Genomic DNA, 24,014 nt, shown 5'->3' with positions numbered 1-24,014 from the left:
CTAACTGGCTGATGCCTTGCTGGGGAGGCATTTTCATAATTTTTTCGAGTTTTCACCAGGAGCTATTTTTTATGATCCTAATAGTTTAGGTACTTAACCCAGATCACCAGTGCACAGGGTAAGCTACATAAAACATTTGAGAAACATTTTTCTGTTTAAAAAGTGAATCAATGGAATGGTGATACTTTCAGAATCGAAGAGAAAAGCCATGGTAGAATGGAAACACGCCTTCACATAGTAAGTGATACCTTTGATGAGTTCGTTAATATTTCTTTTGATTGGAAAGGAATGAAAACACTCGGGATTATTTTCTCTGCCAGAATCGAAGATAAAGTATTCAATGCTGATGATATCAGTGTGCGTTATTATATCTCCTCTGCGGAGTCAACAGCAGAAGAATTTTCACATGCTGCAAGAGAGAATTGGGCGATCGAAAATAAGCTCCATTGGAAAATGGATGTTGCAATGCGAGAAGATGATTGTCGAATCAGAAGGGGCAATGCTGCTGAAATGCTCACAGGTTTTCGACACATGGCAGTGAATATGTTGAATAATACCAAAACCTTTAAAGTAGGCTTGAAGCATAAACAGAAAAAGGCAGCCATGAGTACACAATACCTGTCTGAAGACCATGCTGGGTGTGAGGTTTCATGATTTTTCCCTAACCTCCCAGTTTCATAAGAACTACCACTCGGTTTGATATCACAAGAAACTAGAAAAGACCACGGTGTTTCTTTTAAAGTTTTTTTAACGCATGGCGAAGGAAAGACCAAACCCCGAGCTTTATCTCAACTTTATTGCCATATCAAGAGAAAAAAACGTTTTTTGAGTTTCGTCTATTTAGGAGAATTAGGTGCTTATATCTATTTGTTTATGTACATACAAAAGGCAGCATTTGATTAATACATTGAGAAGTATTAATGAGCTTGAATTACCAAGAGATTTAAAAGTCGAAATTATAATTGTTGATAATGATGAAAACAAAATGGCTAAGCCAATTGTTGAAAAATTTGAAAAAGAAACAGAAAAAAAAGTAATTTATTTAAATGAACCTGAAAAAAATATTTCAATAGCAAGGAATGCATATTTAGAACAAGCTTCTGGGGTTTATATTGCTAGCATTGATGATGATGAGTTGGCAGATAAAAAGTGGCTAATTTCACTAATTAATACAGCTGAGAATTACCATGCTGATATCGTTTTTGGAAAAGTAGTGTCTTTATATCCTGAAAACACTTCACCATGGCTTATTGAAGGGGGGTTTTTTAAAAGAAAGGAATATGCAACAGGTCATAAAATAACAAGTGGCGGTGCAGGTTGCACGCTAATTAAGAGAGTTGTATTGAAAAACGGGAAGTATAAATTTGATAAATCATATGGTTTAACAGGTGGAGAGGATGCCGAACTATTTAATCGCTTGTACATAAATGGAGCCAACTTAGTATACTGCCGAGAAGCTATTGTTTATGAAAAAATAGAAAGCGAACGTTTAAATTTAAATTATCTTATAAAAAGAGCTTTTAGGATTGGACAAACATTTAGTAGTTACAGATTTATCAAATTTAGTACTTTGCAAAAAACAAATTACATTGCGAAAGAACTTATAAAATTATTTGTATTCAGCACAATGTGTTTATTAACCATGCCATTGGGTAAAGTGAGTTGGTCTAAATATCTAGTAAAGGCTTCAGATTGTTATGGGAAGCTTAGCTTTCTTTTCACAAAGAAAGCATTACAATTATATAAGTAAAATTAGTATGTTAAGCAGATTGGTTAACAAATTATTAGATTTTAATGAAGCTTATGGATTTGTCATAATCACATTATGGTGTTTTTCGTTGCTTACACCAGATCTAACACAAAAAAAACTCTTAATGGCCATAGATTTTGCTGATTTTAATGAGACGATCTCTGGTGGGAGTAAGCTAAAACAGGTATTCTGGCTCTTGTTCTTTGGTTTATACATTTTTTCTTTTTTTAGAGAATTGGTCAGAAAAACACTTTCCAAGAGCTATGCACAAACACTTCTATTTTTCTTTTCAGTAATCTTGATGTTATCTTTTTCTTATTTATGGTCTAAGGAGCCAGCATTTACTCTAAAAAGACTGCTATTTCAAGTAATTTTCACATTTACAGTCGCTAGTTCTGCATATTATTCAATAAAAAATAATAATTTTTTTACATCAATATATATATTAATGTTTGCCTCTCTATTTGTTGGCATTTTGTCAATAATTATGGGTGTTGGTATGAATGGTATAGCATTTAGTGGTTGGGCTGTAACAAAAAATACATTGGGCGCATATTTGTTGGTAATTTTTTTATTATACAAACTTGCAAAAAATATTGATAGTTTGAACAAACCGAAAAGATATGAAAAAAATATACTGTTATTCTTATTTATATTTTTATTATGGTCAATGAGTAAAACATCTATAGCGCTCTTGCTCTCGTTTTATTTTCTTCAAAGTTTTAAAAATAACCTACAAAAAATTTTTACGATTTCAATTATCATCATAATATCTTTGATATTTTTCGTTATACCGATGGTGTATTACATACATGGTGATGTTTGGTATATTGCACAATATATCGACGCTAGTGCATTTACTGGCAGAGGCATATTATGGGATAATCTTTATTATGATCTTTTTTCTTATCAAAAACTAATTAATGGTTATGGTTACGGAGCTTATTTTGCAACAGGCAATCCACCATTCATCCTAGATGATCAATATAGTTTTACTCGATTCATAAGCTCAGCGCACAATAGCTACATAGAACTTGCTCTCCAGATAGGTGCTGCACTTTCATTGATGATTTTAGGTTTTATAATTTTAACCTTAAAATATATCAACTCATCTTTAATAAGCACTATTATATTTGTCGTTTTTGTTCACGGTTTATTCGAGTCATCTTTATTGAAAGATCAGCATGTAATGTGGTTTTGTTTTGTTACTACAATTACTTCTGGCTTTATGATTAAAAATGGAATTCTTAAAAATGAAAGTAGCTATCATTCATGACTGGTTGGTTGTTAACGGTGGAGCTGAGAAAGTTCTTCAAGAATTAATTGAAATCTATCCAGCTGCAGACATTTACACGTTAGTTGACTATCTACCTGTTGCTAGTAGGCAGTGGCTTAACAATAAAATAGTTACCACTTCATTTATTCAGAAACTGCCATTTTCAAAAAAAAAATACCGTAGTTACCTTCCGTTATTCCCTATTGCAATTGAGCAGTTTGACCTATCTGGCTATGACTTGGTAATTTCATCCAGCTATGCCGTGGCAAAAGGTGTTATAACCGGACCAAATCAAGTTCATATCAGCTACTGCCATTCACCTGCCAGGTATGCATGGGATCTCCAAAGCCAGTACCTTAAAGAAAGTGGTATGGAGTCAGGCTTAAAGTCAATGGTTGCTCGGTACTTTCTTCACAAGTTTCGTATTTGGGATGTGAGATCATCCTTTGGTGTGGATCATTTTGTAGCCAACTCAGAATTTGTTAAGGAACGCATAACTAAATGCTACCGCAGGCAAGCTGATGTAATATACCCCCCTGTGGATATTGATAGATTTAAGCTGAAAGAGAGTAAACAAAACTATTATCTGACTGCTTCAAGGCTCGTACCGTATAAACGGGTAGATTTAGTTGTTGAAGCATTTACCAAGCTTCCAGAACTGCGACTAAAGGTGATTGGTGCTGGGCCTGAGTTTGATAAAATCAAGAAAATTAAGGGTAGTGCTAGCAATATTGAATTACTGGGTTATCAATCGGATGAAAGCCTCGTGGAGCATATGCGTTCGGCAAAAGCATTTGTATTTGCTGCAGAGGAAGATTTTGGAATTATTCCTGTAGAGGCTCAGGCTTGTGGTACTCCAGTAATTGCATTGGGTAAAGGGGGTTGTTTGGAAACAGTCATTGATGGTGAAACTGGAGTGCATTTTAATGATCAAAGTTTAGGCAGCCTCATTGCTGCTATTAATAAGAGTGAAGAAATTCTACCAACACTTTCTTCAATAAAAATCAGGGATAATGCTCAGAGATTTTCCAGAGAAAATTTTAGAGGAACCTTTACCAATACTGTTGAAAAACTATTGGAGTAATAATTTGAAAATATTACATATACATCAGGACTACCCTGACGGGCGGCCATATCCTTCTACGAAAGCAGTTTATAACCTTCTTCATGAGTTAAAGAAAGTTGATACTTCAACTTTACAGTATGTTTTATCAATAAACCGCACATCAAATCCTTTCAAGATATCTTTCAAAAAGTTCGAGGATGGTTATTCACTTGTTTACTGGGCTTTGCCTGTTAAATTCATTTATAAACCATTGATTTATTTTTGGACAGTTGTTGTTTATTTTATCTTAAGAAATCTACAGTTTGATTTAATACATGGTCATAAGCTAACCACTGAAGGTTTGTTTACCTATTTCCTTGCAAAGAAAACAAAATCACCTTATTTTATATCCGTTAGAGGAAGTTCTGATATAAGAAATATTAAAAGACTAAGTGATTGTAGATCAACATTTTCTAATATCCTCAATGGTGCTCAGTGTATATTTTGGGTTAGCCCTTGGGCGAAAAAAAAAATCACTATGTATCTAAATACTAAAAATTTTGATAACGTAAATTTCCCAAATATATGCAGAATTGAAAATATTAACTCACATTTAAATAGCCAACGATGCAATTACCTGTTTATATTGAGCTATCACCAATACATTCGCAAAGGTTTATTATCAACGTTATGTGCCATTTCTAAATTAAAAAAGAATGGCTGCGAAATCATACTTGAAGTTATTGGAGATGGTGATTCAAAAATCAAGAGTATTATTTCAGATAAAATTGTAGAACTTGGAATACAGGATAATGTCCGACTATTAGGTCAATTACCACATAATATAGTTCTTGAAAAATTACACAAGAGCAAAGGTATGTTGCTACCTGCATTAAATGAGACATTTGGAATGTCATATATAGAATCATTAGCTAATGGTGCACCAATTCTTTATATGGCAAATACTGGGATTGATGGTTTTTTTTCAATCGAAAAAATTGGCGTGAAGGTGAATAGCCAAAATATTGATGAACTAAGTGATGCAATAATTTTTCTTGAAAAGAATAATGAAGAACTCTGTTCAGAGATAAATAAAAATATTAAAAGAGGTTTTCTCGATAAATTTACTGGAAACTCTATTGTAAAGTTATATTTATCGAAGATTGAAAAATTCAGATTATGATAAAAGTTGGCATTTACTACCTTTTTCTTTTTAAGCTCCCAAGGTCACAGTTTATAAAAACCTTCTCAAATATAAGGGTGTGGTACTTTAAAAATATTCTAAAAATTATGAAAAAAGGGGGTAATCCATCTTTAGTGAGTACAAACGTTTACATTGCAGATGGAAAACACATAAAGTTCGGCACAGGGTGCCGGATTAATGAGAATGTCTACATTGAAAAAGCAACGATAGGAAATGATGTTCTTATAGCTCCTAATGTGGCTATCTTAAGCCGAATGCATGAGTATTCATTAACAAACATACCTATCTCATTACAAGGTTATAAAGAAGAGAAATTAGTAAACATTGGTGATGATGTATGGCTTGGTCGTAATGTGATTGTCTTACCTGGTGTAACTATTGGAGATGGTGCAATTATCGGAGCAGGAGCAGTTGTAACGAAAGATATACCGCCCTACGCAATAGTTGCTGGCACGCCTGCCAAATTAATCAAATTTAGGAAGTGAGCAAAAATGCAAGATATTAGGAAAAAAATACTTGTAGTAGCATCTGCTGGTGGGCACTTAACACAAGCAATGTGTTCTACAACAAAATGTGAAAATATTGTACTGGTTTCCAATAAAGTGAATATAAAAAACACAAGAATAAGAAAAATTTATAGGATATGGGATACTCAATACAATCCATTTATTCATTTTGTCAATATTTTTTTTGCTGCCTTTGTCATATTCAGAGAAAGACCATATGCAGTATTTAGCACAGGTGGGCCAATCGTATTACCGTTTGCTTTAATCTGTAAATTTATCAAATTAAAATTTATTTATCTCGATACTCTATCACGTGTTGTTGAACTTTCTAACACTGGAAAGCTTATCAAGAAATATCACCTATATTCTAGATTTTTTACCCAATGGGAAAATACTGCAAGTGTAAATAATGTTGAATATATGGGAAAGTGCTTTGATATTCTTGGTTTAAATCGATTGACGAATAAACAGGTTAAAGGTAGTTCAAGCTTACCATTAATACTCGTAACTTTAGGAACAAATGATTATCCGTTTGATCGTTTGATAAAATTGGTTCAAGATTCAAGTTACTACAAGGACTCCAGAGTACGCTGGTTGATACAATACGGCTGTACAAAGGTAATTACTGAACCAGAAAATGGACTTGTTGTTTCTACATTGACTCGAGAAGAGCTAGAGCAATATGTCAAAGAAGCTAGCTTGATTATTAGCCATTGTGGTATTGGCAGTATTCATATGTTTTTAACATACCAGAAACATGTCATATTTGTACCAAGGGTGAGAAAATTTTCTGAGTTTTCAGACGATCACCAGCTGCAGATAGCCAAAGAAATCAACAAAGGTAAATTTAAAGTTGTTTTTCCAGAAGATCATCTACCTGAACTCAATTTCAGCAATCTAATTTCAGAAAATACATCAACAAAACCCATAGATATTACAAATATTGAATTTTCAGAAAAAATTAAAAACTTATTAATGGCGTAGATAATGAAACTGACAACAGAGATAAATCGCGCTGTTCGTAACAGCTTGATGGGGAAGTATTTACTATATGTATTCCAAATATTATCTCTTGCTATTTTATCCCGTTTATTTACACCAGAAATGTTTGGAGTAATTGCCACTTTCCAGGTATTTATTCTATTTTTTCAAATGTTAGCTAATTCAAGTTTAACTTCTTCGATTGTTTATCATGATGTACTTACGAAAGAACAAAGAGATGGAATATTTACTTTTACACTTTCAGTAGGAATTTTATTCTCACTGTTTTTTTTCTTGTTAACACCCTTTATATCTAGCTGGCTAAACCTGAATGAATACAACTTTCTTTCATTCGTTCTAGCTTTTAATGTGTTCTTTTCTGCACTATCCATGTTACCTATAGCATCACTTCAAAAAGACATTAAATTTGGTAGTATTGCTTGGTGTGAGATTGGGGCAGAAATAACTTCTTTAGCTGTTTGTGCTCTATTTTATTTTTGGAACTACGGAGTTGAAGCACTAGCGTTAAAATTAGTGATAGTACCAATTGCTCGGTTCATTGGTTATTACTATTTATGTGCAGAAACATCTATTGGCAGGCCGACTTTTGGAAAAAAAATAACTGCAATAACCTTACTTTATTCTATGGCCAAATACCAAATGGCATTTAACATACTTAATTTCTTTTCAAGAAATTTAGACACCCTCTTAATATCAAAATACTTTGGTGTAACTGTAACGGGTGTTTATGAGAAATCATATCAAATTATGCGCTATCCTCTTCAGCTTTTTACATTTGCTATTACACCTGCTCTTCATCCCGTCTTCACTAAGCACAAAGATAAGCCAAAGTTGGTTGAAATAGAATATTATAAAATAATAACTAAGTTGGTATTTTTTGGTTTTTTTGCATCGACAGTACTGTTTTGGTGTTCAGATGAGGCAGTGTTTATTCTATTCGGGCCACAATGGAACGAAACTGCAAATATTCTTAAGGTTCTTTCAGTAACGGTAACACTTCAAGTAGTATTAAGCAGTACAGGTGGAGTTTTCCAAGCCTTTGGTGCAACAAGGGAAATGTTCAAGTGTGGTCTTTTTTCATCTGTTGTTAATGTGGCTGCTATCGTTACTGGGATTTTATACGGTGATGTAATTATCCTCTGTATTCTTTTGTCTGGCTCATTTTTAATAAGTTATTTTCAGTGTTTTTATATCCTTCACAAGAATGTATTTAAGTCAACTAAATATATGCATTTTTTTATGCTGAGCTTTGTTGTTTTGCTGCCATATATTAACTTATTTTTCTACGATTCTAGTAAAAAAAAAATTTCAGATTACAAAGTAGCAATTTTTGATATTTCATTATTTTCCTTATTTGTTGCGACTTTTTTGATTCTTTTTTTCATTCTAACGAAAAAACATATCACTACTTATTTTAAAACATCTTAATTACTAACCCATACAAATTCATTTTCTATGTACCTCATACCCATAATAATGTCCGGCGGCTCCGGCAGCCGCCTCTGGCCCCAGTCCCGCTCTCTATACCCAAAGCAGTTCCTGCCACTGGTAAACGAACAAACCATGTTGCAGAACACACTTGCCCGGCTTGATGGGTTAGATTCGGTATCTGATCCGTTAGTCATTGCCAATGAAGAACACCGCTTCCTGGTAGCAGAACAAATCCGTCAGATGGGGCGGCAGTCTTCGGCCATTATTCTTGAACCTGTCGGTAAAAACACGGCACCCGCCGTAGCTCTGGCAGCCCTGAAAGCTCAATCATTATCTGAAGAGAAAGACCCATTACTGCTGGTATTGGCTGCGGACCATGTGATTCAGAATGTTCAGGCTTTTCATCAGGCGATTGAAGCTGCATTACCTGCGGCAAGCGATGGCAAGCTGGTGACCTTTGGTATCGTTCCTACCCATCCGGAAACCGGGTATGGCTATATTAAGGCCAGTAAAACGTTAACCGGGAATAGTGAACAGGTTTCGCCGGTAGACAATTTTGTGGAAAAGCCAGATTTGGAAACTGCTCAGGGCTATCTGGCTTCCGGTGACTATTACTGGAACTCGGGAATGTTTCTGTTTAAAGCTTCTCGTTACCTGGAAGAGCTGAACAAGTTCCGCCCCGATATTCTGCAAGCCTGCGAAAAGGCCATGGCGGCTGAAAGCGCTGACCTGGATTTTGTACGGCTGGATGAAGCTGCATTTCATGCGTGCCCGGATGAATCTATCGATTATGCCGTGATGGAAAAAACCACTGACTCCGTTGTGGTGCCACTGGATGCGGGTTGGTCCGATGTAGGCTCCTGGTCATCGTTGGCTAATATCTGTGAAAAAAATGAATCCGGTAACGCTTGTCAGGGTGACGTTCTGTTACAGGATACCCGCAACACCTATGTGCGCAGTGAAAAAAAACTGATTGCCACCGTGGGCGTTGATGATCTGGTGATCACCGAAAGCGATGATGCCATTCTGGTTGCCCATAAGAACCGGGTGCAGGATGTTAAAAAGATTGTTGAACGGCTAAAGGCAGCTAACCGGTCTGAAGCTAAATTGCACCGTAAGGTTTATCGCCCCTGGGGTGCCTATGACTCCATCGATATGGGCGACCGCTTCCAGGTTAAGCGCATTACTGTTAAGCCGGGTGCGCAGCTTTCTTTACAGATGCACCATCACCGGGCGGAACACTGGATTGTTGTGAAAGGCACAGCGCTGGTCACCAATGGCGATCAGGAAATTCTGCTGACTGAAAACCAATCGACTTATATTCCCATTGGTGTCGTGCATCGACTGGAAAACCCCGGCAAGTTTGACCTTGAGTTGATTGAGGTGCAGAGCGGCGGGTATCTGGGTGAGGATGATATTGTGCGGTTTGAGGATACCTACGGTAGGGCTTGATGAGTTACGGGTTGTGGGTGAATATTACCACTTGCTGCCCGCTTGCTAATTCCTTATGCACATGTGTTTTGGTTTTTCCGGGAAGATGGAAGAGGAATAATGGGAAGCCACTGCTTGACCGTCTTTTTAACTGGCATTAGGAACAACTGCAACGACTGGATCTACTGAAAAATCAATCCATTCATCAAAGCACTTAGCTACGTGAACACACGGGAAAAGTAGTTTCTAGTTTATCAAAATACCCCGGTTGTTGCTATTGACACCAATTACCTGGAACGTAGCGGGGTAGCCTCAGGAATATTCCAATGGGGAGAAAGAACTGGTTTCTTTGCTGGACGGAGGAATGAAACTACAACGTTGCCTTGTTCTAGGTTCTAATCATCAGTTGACTTCTTGCGGTCATTCATCCACAAGTACTACGTTGACGTGCCTCAACGCATCGTTTAACAGCATCCGGCGCAAGATCCAAGAGATGACCCCGAAAACCTAGAAAGAGAAATTCGAGGCAAGTCCGTCAAAATTCGATCTCAAGAAGTAGAGGGAGTCAGCACCCTGATTGGATTCTTACTTTGTTATATGGTAATAAAAAGTGAAGTTTAGTAAAGATATAAATGGACTTAGAGCTATAGCAGTTCTAGCAGTAGTTCTCTTTCATTTTAATGAAAGTTGGTTGCCTGGTGGCTTTGTGGGAGTTGATGTTTTTTTTGTAATATCTGGTTATTTAATGACAGGTATTATTGTTGAAGGCATTAAAAGTAACTCTTTTTCCTTGATATCATTTTATATTTCTCGTGCACGCAGAATTATTCCACCTTTATTTGTCTTATGCTCCGTACTGTTGATACTTGGTTGGTTCTATTTAACGCCGTTAGATTATGAACCCCTCGGTAAACATGTTGCCAGCAGTATGGGGTTTATTTCTAATCTTATATACTCAATGGAGTCCGGTGGCTATTTTGATTCGGCTTCTCGCTATAAATGGCTACTTCATACTTGGTCTTTATCTGTTGAGTGGCAATTCTACTTTTTATACCCGATTCTCATTGTTCTTTATGTCAGTTTATTTGGTTTAAGTAAGTTAAGATTTTTTATACTGTCAGTTACCTTAATAAGTTTTCTCTTGTCTTTATATATGAGCTATTACGGTTATAATAACTCGTATTATTTATTACAGGCTCGAGCTTGGGAGATGCTACTTGGTGGTATAGTTTATTTGTTTCCTTTTAGGAGTGGGCACGCGTCAAAAGTTTTTTTTACGAAAAGGTGGCTAGAGGTAACCGGTCTAATACTTATTCTGGCATCTTTTTTCCTTCTACCTGAAGGTACTAAGTGGCCGGGCATTTTGACGATAATTCCAACAATAGGTACAGTTTTAATTATTTATTCAGGAAGGGACAAGTCTTTTATTTTAAATAACTCTATTTCACAGAGTATAGGAAAGTCATCTTATTCATTATATCTGTGGCATTGGCCAGTTGTCGTATTAATGAATTATCTTTCAATCGATAGCTTTGTTTCTATTCTTGTAGGTCTATCAGCAACATTCATTCTTGGCTATTTATCTTATTACTTGATTGAAAAAAGATATGTTTTTCAATCCAAGGCACGAAAATGGAGACACATATTAACTTACCCTCCATTTTTAATGGTTGTTTTAATTGGCTGTATTTCTACAATGATTTATCTCAATAGTGGATTTGTCAATCGATTCAATACTACTGAAATTTATAAAATAGCTCGTTCTCCAAAAGCATTTGAATGTAATGGAAGAGTCTCTAATCCATGTACGTATTTTGAAGATAAAGCAGAATGGGCTGTAATCGGAAATAGCCATGCTATTGAGCTGTCTTATGTTTTAGCTAGCAAATTAAAGGAAGAAGATACAGGTTTAAAACAGTTCACTCTTTCAAATTGTGATATGTCTTATAAACGTGAAATTAATAATCAATGTGTTAATTGGACAAATAAGGTTGTAGCCGAAGTTATCAAGGACGCAACAATAAAAAATGTCGTGATAGGTTACAGATACACATCCAGCCTCTTCGGTGACAATATAGCAAGCTACCCCTACTTGCCAGATGAGAGACCTGCATTATCAGAAGGTCTTAATAAAAATGAAGGTCGAAAGTATATCTTAGACTCCACTTATCATATGATTACTGATCTTTCTAAAAATAAAGAAAAGGTTTTTGTTATTCTTCCAATTCCTGAACTTAGTGAAGACATTAACAAAGTGGCTTTTCGAAAACTCTTGCTAGGCGATGAGATAAACAACGTTTCTGATACGTCTAGAGCATACTATCTGAAAAGAAATCAATTGATTCGTGACTACCTCATTAATACAGAATTTCCGAAAAATGTTTTTCTAGTCGATCCAGTTGACTATTTTTGTGATCAGGAGCTGTGCTACTCATTTATAAATGGATCACCTATGTATTTTGATGATGATCATCCATCACTAGGTGCTGCTGAGCTACTGGTAAACAAGATTCTATCTATATATTTAAGTTTTCAATTATTGAGTTCTAAATGAAAGTAGCTATTGTTCACGATTGGTTGGTGACTTATGCTGGTGCTGAGAAGGTTCTCGAACAGCTATATTAAGGCCAGTAAAACGTTAACCGAGAACAGTGAATAGGTTTCTCCGGTAGACAATTTTGTGGAAAAGCCAGATTTGGAAACGGCTCAGGGCTATCTGGCTTCCGGTGACTATTACTGGAACTCTGGAATGTTCTTGTTTAAAGCTTCTCGTTACCTGGAAGAGCTGAACAAGTTCCGCCCCGATATTCTGCAAGCCTGCGAAAAGGCCATGGCGGCTGAAAGCGCTGACCTGGATTTTGTTCGGCTGGATGAAGCTGCATTTCATGCTTGTCCGGATGAATCTATCGATTATGCCGTGATGGAAAAAACCACCGACTCCGTTGTGGTGCCATTGGATGCGGGTTGGTCCGATGTAGGCTCTTGGTCATCGTTGGCTAATATCTGTGAAAAAGATGAATCCGGTAACGCTTGTCAGGGTGACGTTCTGTTGCAGGATACCCGCAACACCTATGTGCGCAGTGAAAAAAAGCTGATTGCCACCGTGGGCGTTGATGATCTAGTGATCACCGAAAGCGATGACGCCATTCTGGTGGCCCATAAAAACCGGGTGCAGGATGTTAAAAAGATTGTTGAACGGCTAAAGGCAGCTAACCGGTCTGAAGCTAAATTGCACCGTAAGGTTTATCGCCCCTGGGGTGCCTATGACTCCATTGATATGGGCGACCGCTTCCAGGTTAAGCGCATTACTGTTAAGCCGGGTGCGCAGCTTTCTTTACAGATGCACCATCACCGGGCGGAACACTGGATTGTTGTGAAAGGCACAGCGCTGGTCACCAATGGCGATCAGGAAATTCTGCTGACTGAAAACCAATCGACTTATATTCCCATTGGTGTCGTGCATCGACTGGAAAACCCCGGCAAGTTTGACCTTGAGTTGATTGAGGTGCAGAGCGGCGGGTATCTGGGTGAGGATGATATTGTGCGGTTTGATGATACGTACGGTAGGGTGTGATGAGTCGTGGGTGAATGCCGCCACCCGCTGCCCGCCTCACGTTAATCACAAGCGTTTTGTTCTTTTGGTAAGCGGGCACAGGGCAGCGTTTCTTGGCATTAACTATTCCCTCATAACCCAAAGCTAATGGTATAGACTGTATCTGCGGTGTTGAATGCAAAATAATTCACTCAACGGGAATACCGCGATGCCAGTGATATCAAGTTTTTTTGGGATTTATATCAGGATGTACCACGCCGATCATGCGCCACCGCATATTCATGCCGAGTATCAGGGGCATGAGGCGCTGGTAGAAATATCCACAGGCTATATTCTGGAAGGTCGCCTACCCAAAAAAGCTGCAAAGCTTGTTGGTGACTGGTGTTTGTTGCATCAGGCTGAGTTGACAGAGAATTGGCAAAGGGCAATGGATCTCCAACCACTTGGGCGTATAGCAGGAGCTGATAATGATTAAAATTGTTCAGGCTGTTTATCAGACAAGGCTGGAAATAAAGCTTCGCTTTTCTGATGGCAGCTTTGGTGTTATGGATTTTAGTGAAATGTTGTCACATAAAACCAGCCTTACCCTGGCTTTAGAGGATGGCGTTTTTTTTCAGCGCTTCTTTATCGAACTGGGTGCTCTTTGCTGGCCTAATGGCCTGGAGTTCAGTGCGGGCAGCCTTTATAAAAGGCTGGAAGAATCCGGTAAACTGGTTAAGCCAGCTGCATAGGAATTGTCCTCTAAATAAGTTGCCTATGGGGCAAATAAGCTTTTAAATTTGCGTAGCTCCAAGACAACGTTGGTATCAAGCAGGTACATCAGGAAAAATCTGCCGGTTTCAGAAAGTTGTCTTTTAAAGGCTCTGCTACCAGATCGACATCCTTCGCTTCGGGCATAGCCAGCAGTTCAAGAATATTGGCAGCCTTGCGGGTGATCTCTTTATAGTGATCAACATTGAGCAGGACGTGAGTAACGGTCCCTAACTCCCTATTGCGCTGAAGATTTGAGTCTTAATCCAGTGTTGGCGATCGTCGCCTTGTCTTAAGGCTGAAATCTCCATGCTTATCACAAGTGTATTAAGACACCAAAGATTATTTTTTAAAAAGACTGCACCTTAAAAATTATGAATTTAATACCTATAATCATGTCCGGCGGCTCCGGCAGCCGCCTCTGGCCCCAGTCCCGTTCTTTATACCCAAAGCAGTTTCTGCCGCTGGTTAATGAACAGACCATGCTGCAAAACACATTGAGCCGGTTGGATGGGCTAAACTCTGTTTCCGCTCCAATGGTGATTGCCAATGAAGAGCACCGCTTCCTGGTAGCAGAGCAGTTTCGCCAGATGAATCGCAAAGCCTCTGCAATTATTCTGGAGCCAGTGGGGCGGAATACTGCACCTGCTGTTGCCTTGGCTGCTTTAAAAGCCAAGACCCTCTCCGAAGATGAAGAGCCGCTGTTATTGGTATTGGCTGCGGATCATGTGATTAATGATGTCAATGCTTTTCATCAGGCTGTTGAGGCTGCGTTGCCTGCGGCTCTTGATGGCAAGCTGGTCACTTTCGGGATTGTGCCTGGTCATCCGGAAACAGGGTACGGTTATATAAAAGCCTTGAACGACAGTGGGACAAAGGCACAAGGTTTTTCTTCTGATGAGCAAAAAGAAACCTTTGAGCCTTCGAGCCTTTCTGCTGTAAAAATAATGCCTGTGGAGCAGTTTGTAGAGAAACCAGATCTGGAAACGGCACAGGGTTATCTGGCTACAGGTGACTATTACTGGAACTCCGGCATGTTCCTGTTCAAAGCCTCGCGCTATCTGGAGGAATTGAACAAGTTCCGTCCGGATATTCTGGAAGCCTGCCAGAAAGCCATGGAAGTACAAACTGCTGATCTGGACTTCGTCCGTTTGGATGAATTGGCCTTTAAAGCCTGCCCGGAGGAGTCCATAGATTACGCCGTGATGGAAAAAACCACCGATGCAGTGGTGGTTCCCTTGGATGCAGGCTGGTCTGATGTTGGCTCCTGGTCATCGCTGGCAGATATTTCTGAAAAAGATGAGTTTGGAAACTCCACCCTGGGTGATGTTCTGCTCCATGATACCCGTAACACTTACGTGCGCAGTGAGAAAAAACTGATTGCCACCTTGGGCGTCGATGATCTGGTGATCACCGAAAGCGACGACGCCATTCTGGTGGCCCATAAGAACCGGGTGCAGGATGTTAAAAAGATTGTTGAACGGCTAAAGGCAGCTAACCGGTCTGAAGCTAAATTGCACCGTAAGGTTTATCGCCCCTGGGGTGCCTACGACTCGATTGATATGGGCGACCGCTTCCAGGTTAAGCGCATTACTGTTAAGCCGGGTGCGCAGCTTTCTTTACAGATGCACCATCACCGGGCCGAACACTGGATTGTTGTCAAAGGCACAGCGCTGGTCACCAATGGCGATCAGGAAATACTGCTGACTGAAAACCAATCGACTTATATTCCTATTGGTGTCGTGCATCGACTGGAAAACCCCGGCAAGTTTGACCTTGAGTTGATTGAGGTGCAAAGCGGCGGGTATCTGGGTGAGGATGATATTGTCCGGTTTGAGGATACGTACGGTAGGGCTTGATTGACGCCGCCCGCTGCCCGAAAAAACACAGCTCTTATCTTTTATGGGGAGCGGGAGGCGAGCGGCGTTCCTTAATTGTCTGGTGTAATCAGCGGCAGAGTAGAAAAGTAAGTTTTAAACCGGGTAACGTCTCTGGTGGCCAGAACACCTTTTTCAACAACAGCCTGGGAGCCTATGAAAAAATCCGACAGTGTTCCTGTTTTTCGGCCACCATTACGACGGTATATAATGTGCTTCCGGGCAGCAAGGTGGAGACTTTCTACGCAGGGGTGTTGAATGGTGAGCTCAAGAGCCTCAATTTGTGCCACTACCTCGGCAGTGGTCTGAAAGGCTGCGCTGAACTCTGAAAAAACAATGGGTGAAATGAAGCCTGGCATGGCCCCATTGTTACGAATCTCACTGAGTAATGATCTTGACCAGCTGCAAAATTCGCTGTTTCTGTTGGACGCGTCAATCAGGATGCAGGTATCAAGGAATACTCGTTTCACTGGTTGATCTCCGAACGGTTATCTTCCAGTAATGCTTCAAATTCCTCAGGCTCCAGAGAAGGCTGGAAGCGATCAAATATCTCATCAATACTTGGCCTTACTTTTTTGTCAGGTACCTGCAGAATGATTTCTCCAGAAGGAGTCATGGATATCATTACCTCCGAACCTTTTTTTAATTCAAGCTGTGCCCGCATCTGAGCTGGAATGGTGATCTGACCATTCTGGTTGACTATGGCGATTTGCATGATATGACTCCGGTCTAGTAATTATTAATAGATAATAGTATTAGATTTTAATAAGTAAAGAGTAACGCTTCGAGAAAATGTTTTAGGAAAGAGACGGTTACGGTTTAGCTTGGAAATTTACCTTCTTTTGTATTAGCAGGAGCTATGAATCGTTTCTTGCCCCTCATTAAAGGTGTTTCGCTATGGATGGGTTAGTCATCTTTTCCAGTGGCGCTATAAAGTGATTCTTGTCGATAAGCCATTGTACCTTCTGGAGTTGAGCTGCTATGAAGTGTTGAATCCAGTCAGGGTCCGTATTTTTGCTACCATTTGCCTGAGCTATTCTCACTGGGTACAAGTGCCGAGAAAAAGTTACTGTCAGAACTAGCGAGGAAGTTTTGCAATGAGTGACCATGAATTTAACTTTGATGAATTGGTGGAGAGCGTCAGGGAAGCGATCGACATTAACAAAGGTATTAAGAAACATTCACTGTCGTTCAAATATGAAGAGATTGACGTCTTTGCTATCAGGAAGGCAACGCACCTTTCACAGGAGAAGTTTGCCGCCCTCATTGGGGTGAGCATCAAGACAGTACAAAGTTGGGAACAAAAGGTGAGAAAACCGCTCGGGCCGACCAGATCTCTACTTATTATGTTTCGCAACAACCCTGCCCAGGCAATGGCTCTGCTTCATCAATGAGAACGTGAGATAGACCCTATTAACGAGGGATTCTCGAAAAAGAAAAATGATTTTATGCAGGCTGTTCAATGTGTTGCGGTCTATAACGCAACAACACATTGGTATCCACAGCAATCATTGTTCGCCCCGGAATTTTCTGGCGGCTTTGTCTTTGATGGCTTTTTTGGAGTTCTCTGGCGATAGGGGCAGATGAGCATTACCGGATAATTTGATGGTGCCAGAGAGGTTATCAGAGGTCATCTTTACCAAATGTGCCACACCGTCGCGCTCGAAAACCTGTATAAAGTCGCCTGGTTTTAGCCCGAGCTTTTGGCAGATGCTTTGAGGAATAGTCACTTGTCTTTTGGTCGTTAATTTATGCACATCGCACCTCTTTATGTATTACTGTATTGCAATGGTAATACTAACGTAGGCACAGATTTTACACAGAAGAAGCCGGGGTCTGGTCTTTCTTTGTGCATAACCAGCAATTCTGGTCATACATTTTTGACTTTGAGCACAGAGCGGGGAGTGTCTTGCGGAGGTTGATATTGTGCAGTTTGTGGTTACTTACGGTAGAGTGTGATGGTTTGTGCCGGTATGGTCAACTGGATCTATGCATTGAAAAAAACTGATAATCAGGAGGTCATCGTTTTTGGTTATGAGTTAAACTTTCCTTACTATTTCCGAAAGGATTGCTAAACTTTTTCCGTTCCTTTCTATTAAGCTGTGAAAAACTACCGCCTTATTGGAGTTATCGGCAATGTGCAACTACAAAAGTCTGAATTTAAAAAGAGAGTCAATTGATAGTTATATTGAGGAATTTGCAGAATCCAACTCCTTAAGCTTAAGAGCAAATCAAATTGCCAGCAACAAGAAAAAAAGAATTACGATAGGTTATGTCGGAGTAGATGATGCTATCATCGATCTACATTTGAATAATGATGGAACCACAAGTATTAATCACAAACTTGGTAAAAACCAAGAACTCGGTGCAAAGCTTGCTAATTTTCTCTTGGAAACAATAGATCCTCATGAGTTTCTTACAGTTAACTACACTCTAAAAGGCATTTATGCTGATGATATTGAGCCCGTCATAGAAGAGGTTGACAACTGTTTTTTGGATGATGGTGCTAATGAGTTTGAAATATCTATTGATCAAGAGAACGATGTACGTAAAGTGTTCAAGATCACTAGTCTTCAGCATCAGGACACGATTACAGTTACTCACTTTAAAACCAGTAACTTGTTAGCAATACAAGGGAAACCGCTGTTTTCATACAGGCGATTAATTTATTTGCTTACTGAGTTGCTTGATCTGGCTGGCTTGCAGGCAGTTTTAAGTCGGACAGAAGAAAATACAGCCCAGATAGTAAGAGCTGAATTGGCCCAAGACTATCTTAAAAATCAACTGACTGACTCGTTTGAATATTTATCCAAAACCATCAAGGAGTTGTTAGTTGCGGGCTGCTGTGTAAAACTTGCATCTCCTAAGCTGCCTGAGTACTCCATGCTGTTGTTCCCTGACCTGAGAGCATTAGAGGGGGTATTAAGATCTATGCTATGCGATTGTGGGATGTATCCTGGTGATGAAAAGTCTGGTTTTGGAGCTTTCTTCTCAGTTGTAGGTGAGAATGTAGCGCTAAAAAAAGAGTTCAAGGATCGCATTGGATCAGTCGATAGGGTAAAGGCATTTGAAAGAACCTATGCGTTTTTCAGGAAGCACCGGCACACCTTATTTCATATGGAAGACTTCACGGACGCAAGCAGGAAAATTGATACGCTCGAGAAAGCTATAGAGCTAAGCAAGGATTGTTACAAGTTAATCAATAACTTATACAGGTTGCAATAATAAAATGATTAAATTTCGCAAGGTCGATAACTCGATAATAGCAGTGATTACTGCTATTGCTGGATATCATCCTATGCAACATTTAAAAGCATTGAGCGCTGAGCTTAAGTCTATTGATTATTGTGGCGTTGTCGTATTTGACCTTTTGGTTTTTAATGGCCAGAGTGATAACCGTTTTGCAACATTATTTTTTAATGGAAAAAACTTCGACAGAGAATCATTTAAGACTCCAACTGATATTGATCAAAATTTGATAAATAAACAGGATAATTACTTTCGTACTCATCCAGATTTACTGAAAAAGAGTGTATTGTCTTTTTCAGAGCTGAAAAACTTCTAAAAGAAAACCTAAAGAAAAATTCTGGGACAAGGTTTTCTTTTTGAAAGTCGTTAGCCGTATAAAATTTTAGCCGGGAAGTCGGGATAGTATGATTTTTAACGTTCCTTTGATTTCCCCAACATCTTCCTTAAGGACTTTGACATCTTCCTTCAAGACTGTGACATCTTTCTTTAGGACCGTGACATCCGATTTTAATGCAGCAATTTCTTTATCCTGTTGATCAAACCTCCGGAGCATTTCGCCACGGGTATTGCTGGCATATGTGACCATACCCGTCAGGGTGTCTCGGATATGGTCAAGTTCTGTGTCAGACGTTCGGTGATTTCTCAAGCTCATGCTTTACTACTGAAAGGTGGCTGAGGGATCGGCATAGCACACAAAAATAAATTGGCATTTCGATGAGTTTGTGGATTTTTTCCCTTGACTGGCCGGGTTTAAAAGCCTTGGGAATAGTGCTCTCATCGCAAGAAATTAGAGGTGAGCTGGTAAATCTGGATGGTGTCCGCAAATGCTGTTACAGCGGTTCTGCAGAACTAACGTCTGAGCAATTAGCTAACTCCGCCTTCCCTGATCCAGTCTTTCGGCCAGCCAGGTTTTGACCACAGCTTGCCGGGCAATACCAAGCCTTGCTGCCTCGCGATCGAGCGCGGCGATCATCCACGCAGGAAAGTCGATATTGATTCGACGGGTTTCCAGGCCGGGACGCTGAGCGCTGGGCCAGTCAATATGTTCATCAATGCTGTCGTGGCCTTCATCAAAGGCCTGGTCAAATTCTTTGGCTTTCATATGCGGCTATCTCTTTGGATCTTGAGCGACGTACTGAAATAATTCGGGTTTTATCTTTACGTGGCGTAAATACGGCAGTCCAGTGCTTCCCATCCAGCCTGACCAGAACTTTCAGAGCTTATGGCTGAGGCACGATCTGAACCTGCAATGAAACCTGCATTTTTTCTCGCAGTGCAGAAAATATATCTGCCAGATTATCCATACTGGGGTTTCCTTTGCCCGATAACATTCGATGAAGGCTTTTGCCGGATTTTTGGGTAGTATTCGCCAACTGCTCGAAACCGATCGTGGCATTTACCAGATCCCTTAGAACCATTCGGGAGGCATCGGACTCACCGTTAAGGAACAGGTTTGTGGCTTCGTCCAGGAGGGCACAGGCAAAATCAGGATCTCGTTCTGCCCGGGCCTGTATTGTATTTTTGCAATCTCGTGTTAATGGCATAGCGAAGTTCTCACTGGTTTTTGGCTTATATCAACATTAGAGCCGGATTGTTTTTCTTTTATTGAGGCAACTTAGTCAATAAATCAGCTGGTTGCCGAACTTTTATTTTCGGGGTTTACAATGACCAAACTCTCTTGTTTCAAGGCTTACGATATCCGTGGCCGTATGCCTGATGAATTGAATGAAGCTGTCGCCTGGCGGATTGGCCGGGCAACAGCGGAATATCTAAAACCCAAAACCATGGTGGTGGGGGGCGATATTCGCCTGTCTACGCCTGAGTTAAAAGCTGCTCTGAGCGACGGTCTTCGGGCTGGCGGGGCGGATGTGATTGATATCGGCCTGTGTGGCACCGAAGAGATTTACTTTGCCACATCGCACCTGAAGGCAGATGGCGGCATTATGGTCACGGCCAGCCATAACCCGAAAGACTACAACGGGATGAAGCTGGTGCGGGAAGAAAGCAAGCCGATTTCCGGTGATACCGGGTTGCGTGAAATTCAGCGGTTGGCTGAAGATGTGTTTGTGGAGCCGAATAGAACAGGCTCCCCGGATACCCCATTAGGTTCTTATCGGCAGATCAGCAACCTTGCTCCCTATGTGGATCACATTCTGGGGTATATCAAACCGGAGGAGCTAAAGCCTCTGAAACTGGTGGTCAATGCCGGCAATGGCGCTGCCGGGCATGTGATTGATGCCATTGAGGAGCGGTTTAAGGCATCTGCTGTGCCGGTGGAGTTTGTGAAGATTCACCATGAGCCGGATGGTCACTTTCCCCATGGCATTCCTAACCCGTTGTTACACGACTGTCGGCAGGCAACGGTGGATGCGGTTCTTGAGCACAAGGCCGATATGGGCATTGCCTGGGATGGGGATTTTGACCGTTGCTTCCTGTTTGATGAAAAAGGCCAGTTTATTGAGGGGTATTATATTGTCGGGCTGTTGGGCGAGGCGTTTTTGGCTCACTATCCCGGTGCGAAAATTATCCATGACCCCCGATTGACCTGGAATACTATTGATCAGGTTTCCAGTGCCGGTGGTGTGCCAGTGTTGTGTAAAACCGGCCATGCTTTTATCAAGGAACGGATGCGGGAAGAGGATGCGGTCTACGGTGGCGAGATGAGTGCGCACCATTATTTCCGTGACTTTGCCTACTGTGATTCCGGGATGATTCCGTGGCTACTGGTGGCGGAGTTGATGTCCCATAAGGGCAAGAAGCTTTCTGAACTGGTGGCCGAGCGGATTGCCCTGTTTCCGTCCTCTGGTGAGATCAACAGTACATTGGATAATCCACAAGCGGCTATTGATCGCACTCTGGCAATTTATGAAAAGGATGCGGTGGCGGTGGACCATACCGATGGTATCTCTCTGGACATGGGTGACTGGCGATTTAACTTGCGCCTTTCTAACACTGAGCCAGTGATTCGGCTGAATGTGGAAAGCCGGGGGGATGTGGCGCTGATGGAAGAAAAAACATCTGAACTGTTGAGTTTGATTCGGCAGTGATTGTTTTGGACACGGAGGCACGGAGTTTTTCTTTTTAAAAAACTCATTCTCTGTGCCTTTGTCGCCAATAAACAGGGTTGTGAATGGTACGGATTATAGCGGCTGGCTGGCTGGCCTTTGTGGTGATTCTTTCCGCCAGTAAGAGTCTGGGCTATGGCAAATGGGCCTGGGGCAGTATTGAACATTTTCTGGGCGGCAATCTGCAGATGCATTTTGTCATGGCGTTTATCCTCTCTGTGTTAGCGCATCTGGCCAGCTCAGGATTCTGGCAACGGGGCTGGTTGTTAATACTGTTGATTATTGGCTGTGCCCTGGATGAAAGTTTGCAGTTTTTTTTGCCCCTGCGGAATTTTAACCCACTGGATTTTCTCATAACCTGTTCCGGCTTGTTGCTGGCTGCTTTGCCGTTTATGGTAGCGCAGTGGAGAAATTTGAAGAACGGTTGTACTCCAAAAAGATAGAGTCTTATTGTAAATGCCTACCTCATTGTTATCGGGCCGCTCCCGCCTGCCCCTTTTTTTGCTGGTGATTATGGACGTAGCCATCGCCCTTGGCTGTGCGGAGCTGTCCGAATATATCCGTTTTGGGAATCATGCCACCCATTATGTGAATGTGATGGCCATACAGGCCCTTTTGGTCGTGGTTTTTTCGTTTTTGTGTGATGTTTACTCGCCGTGGCGGGGGCGTAAACTCATTGAGCGGCTCAGCAGAGTTTTTGCTGCATGGCTTCTGTCGTTTATGACGTTGTTTGCCATTTTGGTATTGACCAAAACCTCTGCGCAGTATTCCCGAATCTGGTTATTGATCTGGGGGGTGGGAGGCATTTTCATGGCGCTGCTGACCCGCTTTGTTCTCTATCGTATATTGATGTCGATTCGACGGCGCGGTCGCAATACCCGGCATGTGCTGGTGATTGGCGAAGGCCGTAACTTTGAGGCAATGCGCGCCTATTTTTCCAAAGACAACAGCTTGGGTTTCCGTTTGCAACATGTGATTGAGCATCACAGTAATGAGCAGGCACTGGCAGAGCTACAAGAATACCTTGCTGAAAATAAAGGCTTTGATGAGTGCTGGCTTTGTATTCCCTTTAACAAAAACGCTCTGCTTCAGCCGGTGCTGTTCACCCTGCGCCACAGTACCGCCAACATTCGTTACATGCCAGGACTGCAGGATCTGCCGCTGTTAAACCATAACATTACCAAAGTCGGTGATTTTGTTACCCTGGATATCAGTTGCTCCCCCATGGACAACAGTAACGCTTTTATTAAACGGATGTCTGATATTCTGTTTGCTAGCCTGATTCTGTTGCTGATATCACCCGTGATGATCGGTGTCGCGATTGCCGTGAAGCTTTCGTCACCGGGGCCCGTGTTTTTCAGGCAATACCGTCACGGTGCTTCTGGCAAGCAGGTGAAAGTGTATAAGTTCCGCAGTATGAAGGTACATAAGGAAGGCGAAGGTAAAGTAACCCAGGCCACCAAAGGTGATCCGCGAGTGACTAAAGTCGGTGCCTTTATTCGCCGCACCAGTCTGGATGAGCTGCCCCAGTTTATTAATGTGCTGCAGGGGCGGATGTCCATTGTCGGGCCAAGGCCTCATGCCCTGGCTCATAATGAGTATTACAAAGACCTGGTGGAATCCTATATGAAACGCCATAAAGTGAAACCGGGTATTACCGGTCTGGCCCAGGTGCGTGGCTTCAGGGGTGAGACCGATACACTGGATAAGATGCAGCGAAGGGTGGAGTGTGACCTGGAATACATCAACAACTGGTCGCTGTGGTTGGATATCAGGATTATCATCGGTACCGTGTTTAAAGGGTTTATGAACCCTAACGCCTATTGATTTGACGCTGCCTGCCTTGCCCGAAAAAGATAAGACTGAGACTTTTAT

24 protein-coding genes and 2 pseudogenes are annotated in these 24,014 nt (G+C 41.0%); 20 read left to right on the top strand and 6 right to left on the bottom strand.

From position 1 onward, the window contains the following. The first annotated feature begins 162 nt into the window (after positions 1-162). The 14 genes and pseudogenes from ACOMG9_RS03240 (at position 163) to ACOMG9_RS03175 (ending at position 15,807) form a co-directional block, all read left to right on the top strand. Positions 163-654 (top strand): ISAs1 family transposase, encoded by a 492-nt coding sequence (locus tag ACOMG9_RS03240; protein ID WP_494529749.1) that lies wholly within the window; start codon positions 163-165, stop codon positions 652-654. A 199-nt stretch (positions 655-853) separates the two neighbouring features. After that, positions 854-1,750 carry a glycosyltransferase family 2 protein gene (locus tag ACOMG9_RS03235; RefSeq protein WP_448215740.1) on the top strand — a complete coding sequence of 299 codons (897 nt, stop codon included), beginning with the start codon at positions 854-856 and terminating at the stop codon, positions 1,748-1,750. An 88-nt stretch (positions 1,751-1,838) separates the two neighbouring features. Next, positions 1,839-3,026, top strand: a complete 1,188-nt coding sequence (locus ACOMG9_RS03230) for an O-antigen ligase family protein (RefSeq protein ID WP_448215739.1) — start codon at positions 1,839-1,841, stop codon at positions 3,024-3,026. Then, entirely contained in the window at positions 3,004-4,110 is a 1,107-nt protein-coding gene (locus ACOMG9_RS03225) for a glycosyltransferase family 4 protein (protein ID WP_448215738.1), read from the top strand. Before ACOMG9_RS03230 ends, ACOMG9_RS03225 begins: the two co-directional genes overlap by 23 nt. A gap of 4 nt (positions 4,111-4,114) precedes the next feature. Beyond that, positions 4,115-5,254, top strand: coding sequence for a glycosyltransferase family 4 protein (locus ACOMG9_RS03220; RefSeq protein ID WP_448215737.1), 1,140 nt, complete (start codon positions 4,115-4,117; stop codon positions 5,252-5,254). 344 nt (positions 5,255-5,598) lie between these two features. Further along, positions 5,599-5,754 (top strand): annotated as a pseudogene (locus tag ACOMG9_RS03215) (DapH/DapD/GlmU-related protein); the annotation flags it as partial. A 12-nt stretch (positions 5,755-5,766) separates the two neighbouring features. Further along, positions 5,767-6,765, top strand: coding sequence for a glycosyltransferase (locus ACOMG9_RS03210; protein WP_448215736.1), 999 nt, complete (start codon positions 5,767-5,769; stop codon positions 6,763-6,765). 3 nt (positions 6,766-6,768) lie between these two features. Further along, a complete protein-coding gene (locus ACOMG9_RS03205) occupies positions 6,769-8,211 on the top strand; it encodes a lipopolysaccharide biosynthesis protein (protein WP_494529748.1) in 1,443 nt (480 codons plus the stop codon). Between the two features lie 27 nt (positions 8,212-8,238). Next, entirely contained in the window at positions 8,239-9,666 is a 1,428-nt protein-coding gene (locus ACOMG9_RS03200) for a mannose-1-phosphate guanylyltransferase/mannose-6-phosphate isomerase (protein ID WP_494529747.1), read from the top strand. Positions 9,667-10,255: 589 nt separating this feature from the next. After that, entirely contained in the window at positions 10,256-12,199 is a 1,944-nt protein-coding gene (locus ACOMG9_RS03195) for an acyltransferase family protein (protein WP_494529746.1), read from the top strand. Positions 12,200-12,313: 114 nt separating this feature from the next. Continuing rightward, positions 12,314-13,219, top strand: a pseudogene (locus ACOMG9_RS03190) (mannose-1-phosphate guanylyltransferase/mannose-6-phosphate isomerase); the annotation flags it as partial. A 154-nt stretch (positions 13,220-13,373) separates the two neighbouring features. After that, positions 13,374-13,673, top strand: a complete 300-nt coding sequence (locus ACOMG9_RS03185; protein WP_494529745.1) for a DUF4160 domain-containing protein — start codon at positions 13,374-13,376, stop codon at positions 13,671-13,673. Beyond that, on the top strand, positions 13,666-13,929 hold the full coding sequence (locus ACOMG9_RS03180) for a DUF2442 domain-containing protein (RefSeq protein ID WP_317143429.1): 264 nt from the start codon (positions 13,666-13,668) through the stop codon (positions 13,927-13,929). Before ACOMG9_RS03185 ends, ACOMG9_RS03180 begins: the two co-directional genes overlap by 8 nt. A gap of 393 nt (positions 13,930-14,322) precedes the next feature. After that, positions 14,323-15,807, top strand: a complete 1,485-nt coding sequence (locus ACOMG9_RS03175) for a mannose-1-phosphate guanylyltransferase/mannose-6-phosphate isomerase (RefSeq protein ID WP_448215730.1) — start codon at positions 14,323-14,325, stop codon at positions 15,805-15,807. Between the two features lie 71 nt (positions 15,808-15,878). Here ACOMG9_RS03175 and ACOMG9_RS03170 read toward each other — a convergent pair whose 3' ends face one another. Beyond that, positions 15,879-16,295 (bottom strand): type II toxin-antitoxin system VapC family toxin, encoded by a 417-nt coding sequence (locus ACOMG9_RS03170; protein WP_494529744.1) that lies wholly within the window; start codon positions 16,293-16,295, stop codon positions 15,879-15,881. Then, positions 16,292-16,540, bottom strand: a complete 249-nt coding sequence (locus tag ACOMG9_RS03165; protein WP_494529743.1) for an AbrB/MazE/SpoVT family DNA-binding domain-containing protein — start codon at positions 16,538-16,540, stop codon at positions 16,292-16,294. Before ACOMG9_RS03165 ends, ACOMG9_RS03170 begins: the two co-directional genes overlap by 4 nt. A 382-nt stretch (positions 16,541-16,922) precedes the next feature. On the opposite strand from ACOMG9_RS03165, the gene nadS reads away from it, so the two are divergent. Beyond that, a complete protein-coding gene (gene nadS / locus ACOMG9_RS03160) occupies positions 16,923-17,219 on the top strand; it encodes a NadS family protein (RefSeq protein WP_494529742.1) in 297 nt (98 codons plus the stop codon). Positions 17,220-17,333: 114 nt separating this feature from the next. On the opposite strand, the gene ACOMG9_RS03155 is transcribed toward nadS, so the two are convergent. After that, positions 17,334-17,582: an AbrB/MazE/SpoVT family DNA-binding domain-containing protein gene (locus tag ACOMG9_RS03155; protein ID WP_494529741.1), complete on the bottom strand. Its 249-nt coding sequence runs from the start codon at positions 17,580-17,582 to the stop codon at positions 17,334-17,336. A gap of 379 nt (positions 17,583-17,961) precedes the next feature. Between ACOMG9_RS03155 and ACOMG9_RS03150 the strand changes: the two genes are divergently transcribed. Together ACOMG9_RS03150 and ACOMG9_RS03145 are read left to right on the top strand one after the other, a co-directional pair. Continuing rightward, on the top strand, positions 17,962-19,050 hold the full coding sequence (locus tag ACOMG9_RS03150) for a type II toxin-antitoxin system RnlA family toxin (protein ID WP_494529740.1): 1,089 nt from the start codon (positions 17,962-17,964) through the stop codon (positions 19,048-19,050). A 4-nt stretch (positions 19,051-19,054) separates the two neighbouring features. After that, positions 19,055-19,390 carry a type II toxin-antitoxin system RnlB family antitoxin gene (locus ACOMG9_RS03145; RefSeq protein WP_494529739.1) on the top strand — a complete coding sequence of 112 codons (336 nt, stop codon included), beginning with the start codon at positions 19,055-19,057 and terminating at the stop codon, positions 19,388-19,390. Positions 19,391-19,456: 66 nt separating this feature from the next. Here ACOMG9_RS03145 and ACOMG9_RS03140 read toward each other — a convergent pair whose 3' ends face one another. The 3 genes from ACOMG9_RS03140 to ACOMG9_RS03130 form a co-directional block, all read right to left on the bottom strand. After that, the gene (locus ACOMG9_RS03140; protein ID WP_494529738.1) at positions 19,457-19,726 is read right to left on the bottom strand and encodes a hypothetical protein; all 270 of its coding nucleotides are present in this window, start codon (positions 19,724-19,726) and stop codon (positions 19,457-19,459) included. Between the two features lie 216 nt (positions 19,727-19,942). Continuing rightward, positions 19,943-20,176, bottom strand: coding sequence for a type II toxin-antitoxin system BrnA family antitoxin (gene brnA, locus ACOMG9_RS03135; RefSeq protein ID WP_494529737.1), 234 nt, complete (start codon positions 20,174-20,176; stop codon positions 19,943-19,945). 118 nt (positions 20,177-20,294) lie between these two features. After that, positions 20,295-20,618 (bottom strand): helix-turn-helix domain-containing transcriptional regulator, encoded by a 324-nt coding sequence (locus ACOMG9_RS03130; protein ID WP_494529736.1) that lies wholly within the window; start codon positions 20,616-20,618, stop codon positions 20,295-20,297. Between the two features lie 120 nt (positions 20,619-20,738). Here ACOMG9_RS03130 and ACOMG9_RS03125 point away from each other — a divergent pair, with 120 nt between their 5' ends. The 3 genes from ACOMG9_RS03125 (at position 20,739) to ACOMG9_RS03115 (ending at position 23,966) form a co-directional block, all read left to right on the top strand. Then, on the top strand, positions 20,739-22,121 hold the full coding sequence (locus tag ACOMG9_RS03125; protein WP_494529735.1) for a phosphohexomutase domain-containing protein: 1,383 nt from the start codon (positions 20,739-20,741) through the stop codon (positions 22,119-22,121). A gap of 83 nt (positions 22,122-22,204) precedes the next feature. Next, positions 22,205-22,582 carry a VanZ family protein gene (locus tag ACOMG9_RS03120; protein ID WP_494529734.1) on the top strand — a complete coding sequence of 126 codons (378 nt, stop codon included), beginning with the start codon at positions 22,205-22,207 and terminating at the stop codon, positions 22,580-22,582. 13 nt (positions 22,583-22,595) lie between these two features. Beyond that, a complete protein-coding gene (locus tag ACOMG9_RS03115) occupies positions 22,596-23,966 on the top strand; it encodes an undecaprenyl-phosphate glucose phosphotransferase (RefSeq protein ID WP_494529733.1) in 1,371 nt (456 codons plus the stop codon). Positions 23,967-24,014 lie beyond the last annotated feature (48 nt).

The sequence above is a fragment of the Endozoicomonas sp. PH6C genome (assembly GCF_059322965.1).
This window is presented reverse-complemented; position numbering and strand designations above follow the sequence as displayed.

Excerpts from the sequence above, each read along its gene's own strand:
- ACOMG9_RS03225 (WP_448215738.1), top strand. The coding sequence starts at position 3,004 with ATGAAAGTAGCTATCATTCATGACTGGTTGGTTGTTAACGGTGGAGCT.
- ACOMG9_RS03210 (WP_448215736.1), top strand. The coding sequence starts at position 5,767 with ATGCAAGATATTAGGAAAAAAATACTTGTAGTAGCATCTGCTGGTGGG.
- ACOMG9_RS03205 (WP_494529748.1), top strand. The coding sequence starts at position 6,769 with ATGAAACTGACAACAGAGATAAATCGCGCTGTTCGTAACAGCTTGATG.
- ACOMG9_RS03200 (WP_494529747.1), top strand. The coding sequence starts at position 8,239 with ATGTACCTCATACCCATAATAATGTCCGGCGGCTCCGGCAGCCGCCTC.
- ACOMG9_RS03185 (WP_494529745.1), top strand. The coding sequence starts at position 13,374 with ATGCAAAATAATTCACTCAACGGGAATACCGCGATGCCAGTGATATCA.
- ACOMG9_RS03180 (WP_317143429.1), top strand. The coding sequence starts at position 13,666 with ATGATTAAAATTGTTCAGGCTGTTTATCAGACAAGGCTGGAAATAAAG.
- ACOMG9_RS03175 (WP_448215730.1), top strand. The coding sequence starts at position 14,323 with ATGAATTTAATACCTATAATCATGTCCGGCGGCTCCGGCAGCCGCCTC.
- ACOMG9_RS03165 (WP_494529743.1), bottom strand. The coding sequence starts at position 16,540 with ATGCAAATCGCCATAGTCAACCAGAATGGTCAGATCACCATTCCAGCT.
- nadS (WP_494529742.1), top strand. The coding sequence starts at position 16,923 with ATGAGTGACCATGAATTTAACTTTGATGAATTGGTGGAGAGCGTCAGG.
- ACOMG9_RS03150 (WP_494529740.1), top strand. The coding sequence starts at position 17,962 with ATGTGCAACTACAAAAGTCTGAATTTAAAAAGAGAGTCAATTGATAGT.
- ACOMG9_RS03145 (WP_494529739.1), top strand. The coding sequence starts at position 19,055 with ATGATTAAATTTCGCAAGGTCGATAACTCGATAATAGCAGTGATTACT.
- ACOMG9_RS03140 (WP_494529738.1), bottom strand. The coding sequence starts at position 19,726 with ATGAGCTTGAGAAATCACCGAACGTCTGACACAGAACTTGACCATATC.
- brnA (WP_494529737.1), bottom strand. The coding sequence starts at position 20,176 with ATGAAAGCCAAAGAATTTGACCAGGCCTTTGATGAAGGCCACGACAGC.
- ACOMG9_RS03130 (WP_494529736.1), bottom strand. The coding sequence starts at position 20,618 with ATGCCATTAACACGAGATTGCAAAAATACAATACAGGCCCGGGCAGAA.
- ACOMG9_RS03125 (WP_494529735.1), top strand. The coding sequence starts at position 20,739 with ATGACCAAACTCTCTTGTTTCAAGGCTTACGATATCCGTGGCCGTATG.
- ACOMG9_RS03120 (WP_494529734.1), top strand. The coding sequence starts at position 22,205 with ATGGTACGGATTATAGCGGCTGGCTGGCTGGCCTTTGTGGTGATTCTT.
- ACOMG9_RS03115 (WP_494529733.1), top strand. The coding sequence starts at position 22,596 with ATGCCTACCTCATTGTTATCGGGCCGCTCCCGCCTGCCCCTTTTTTTG.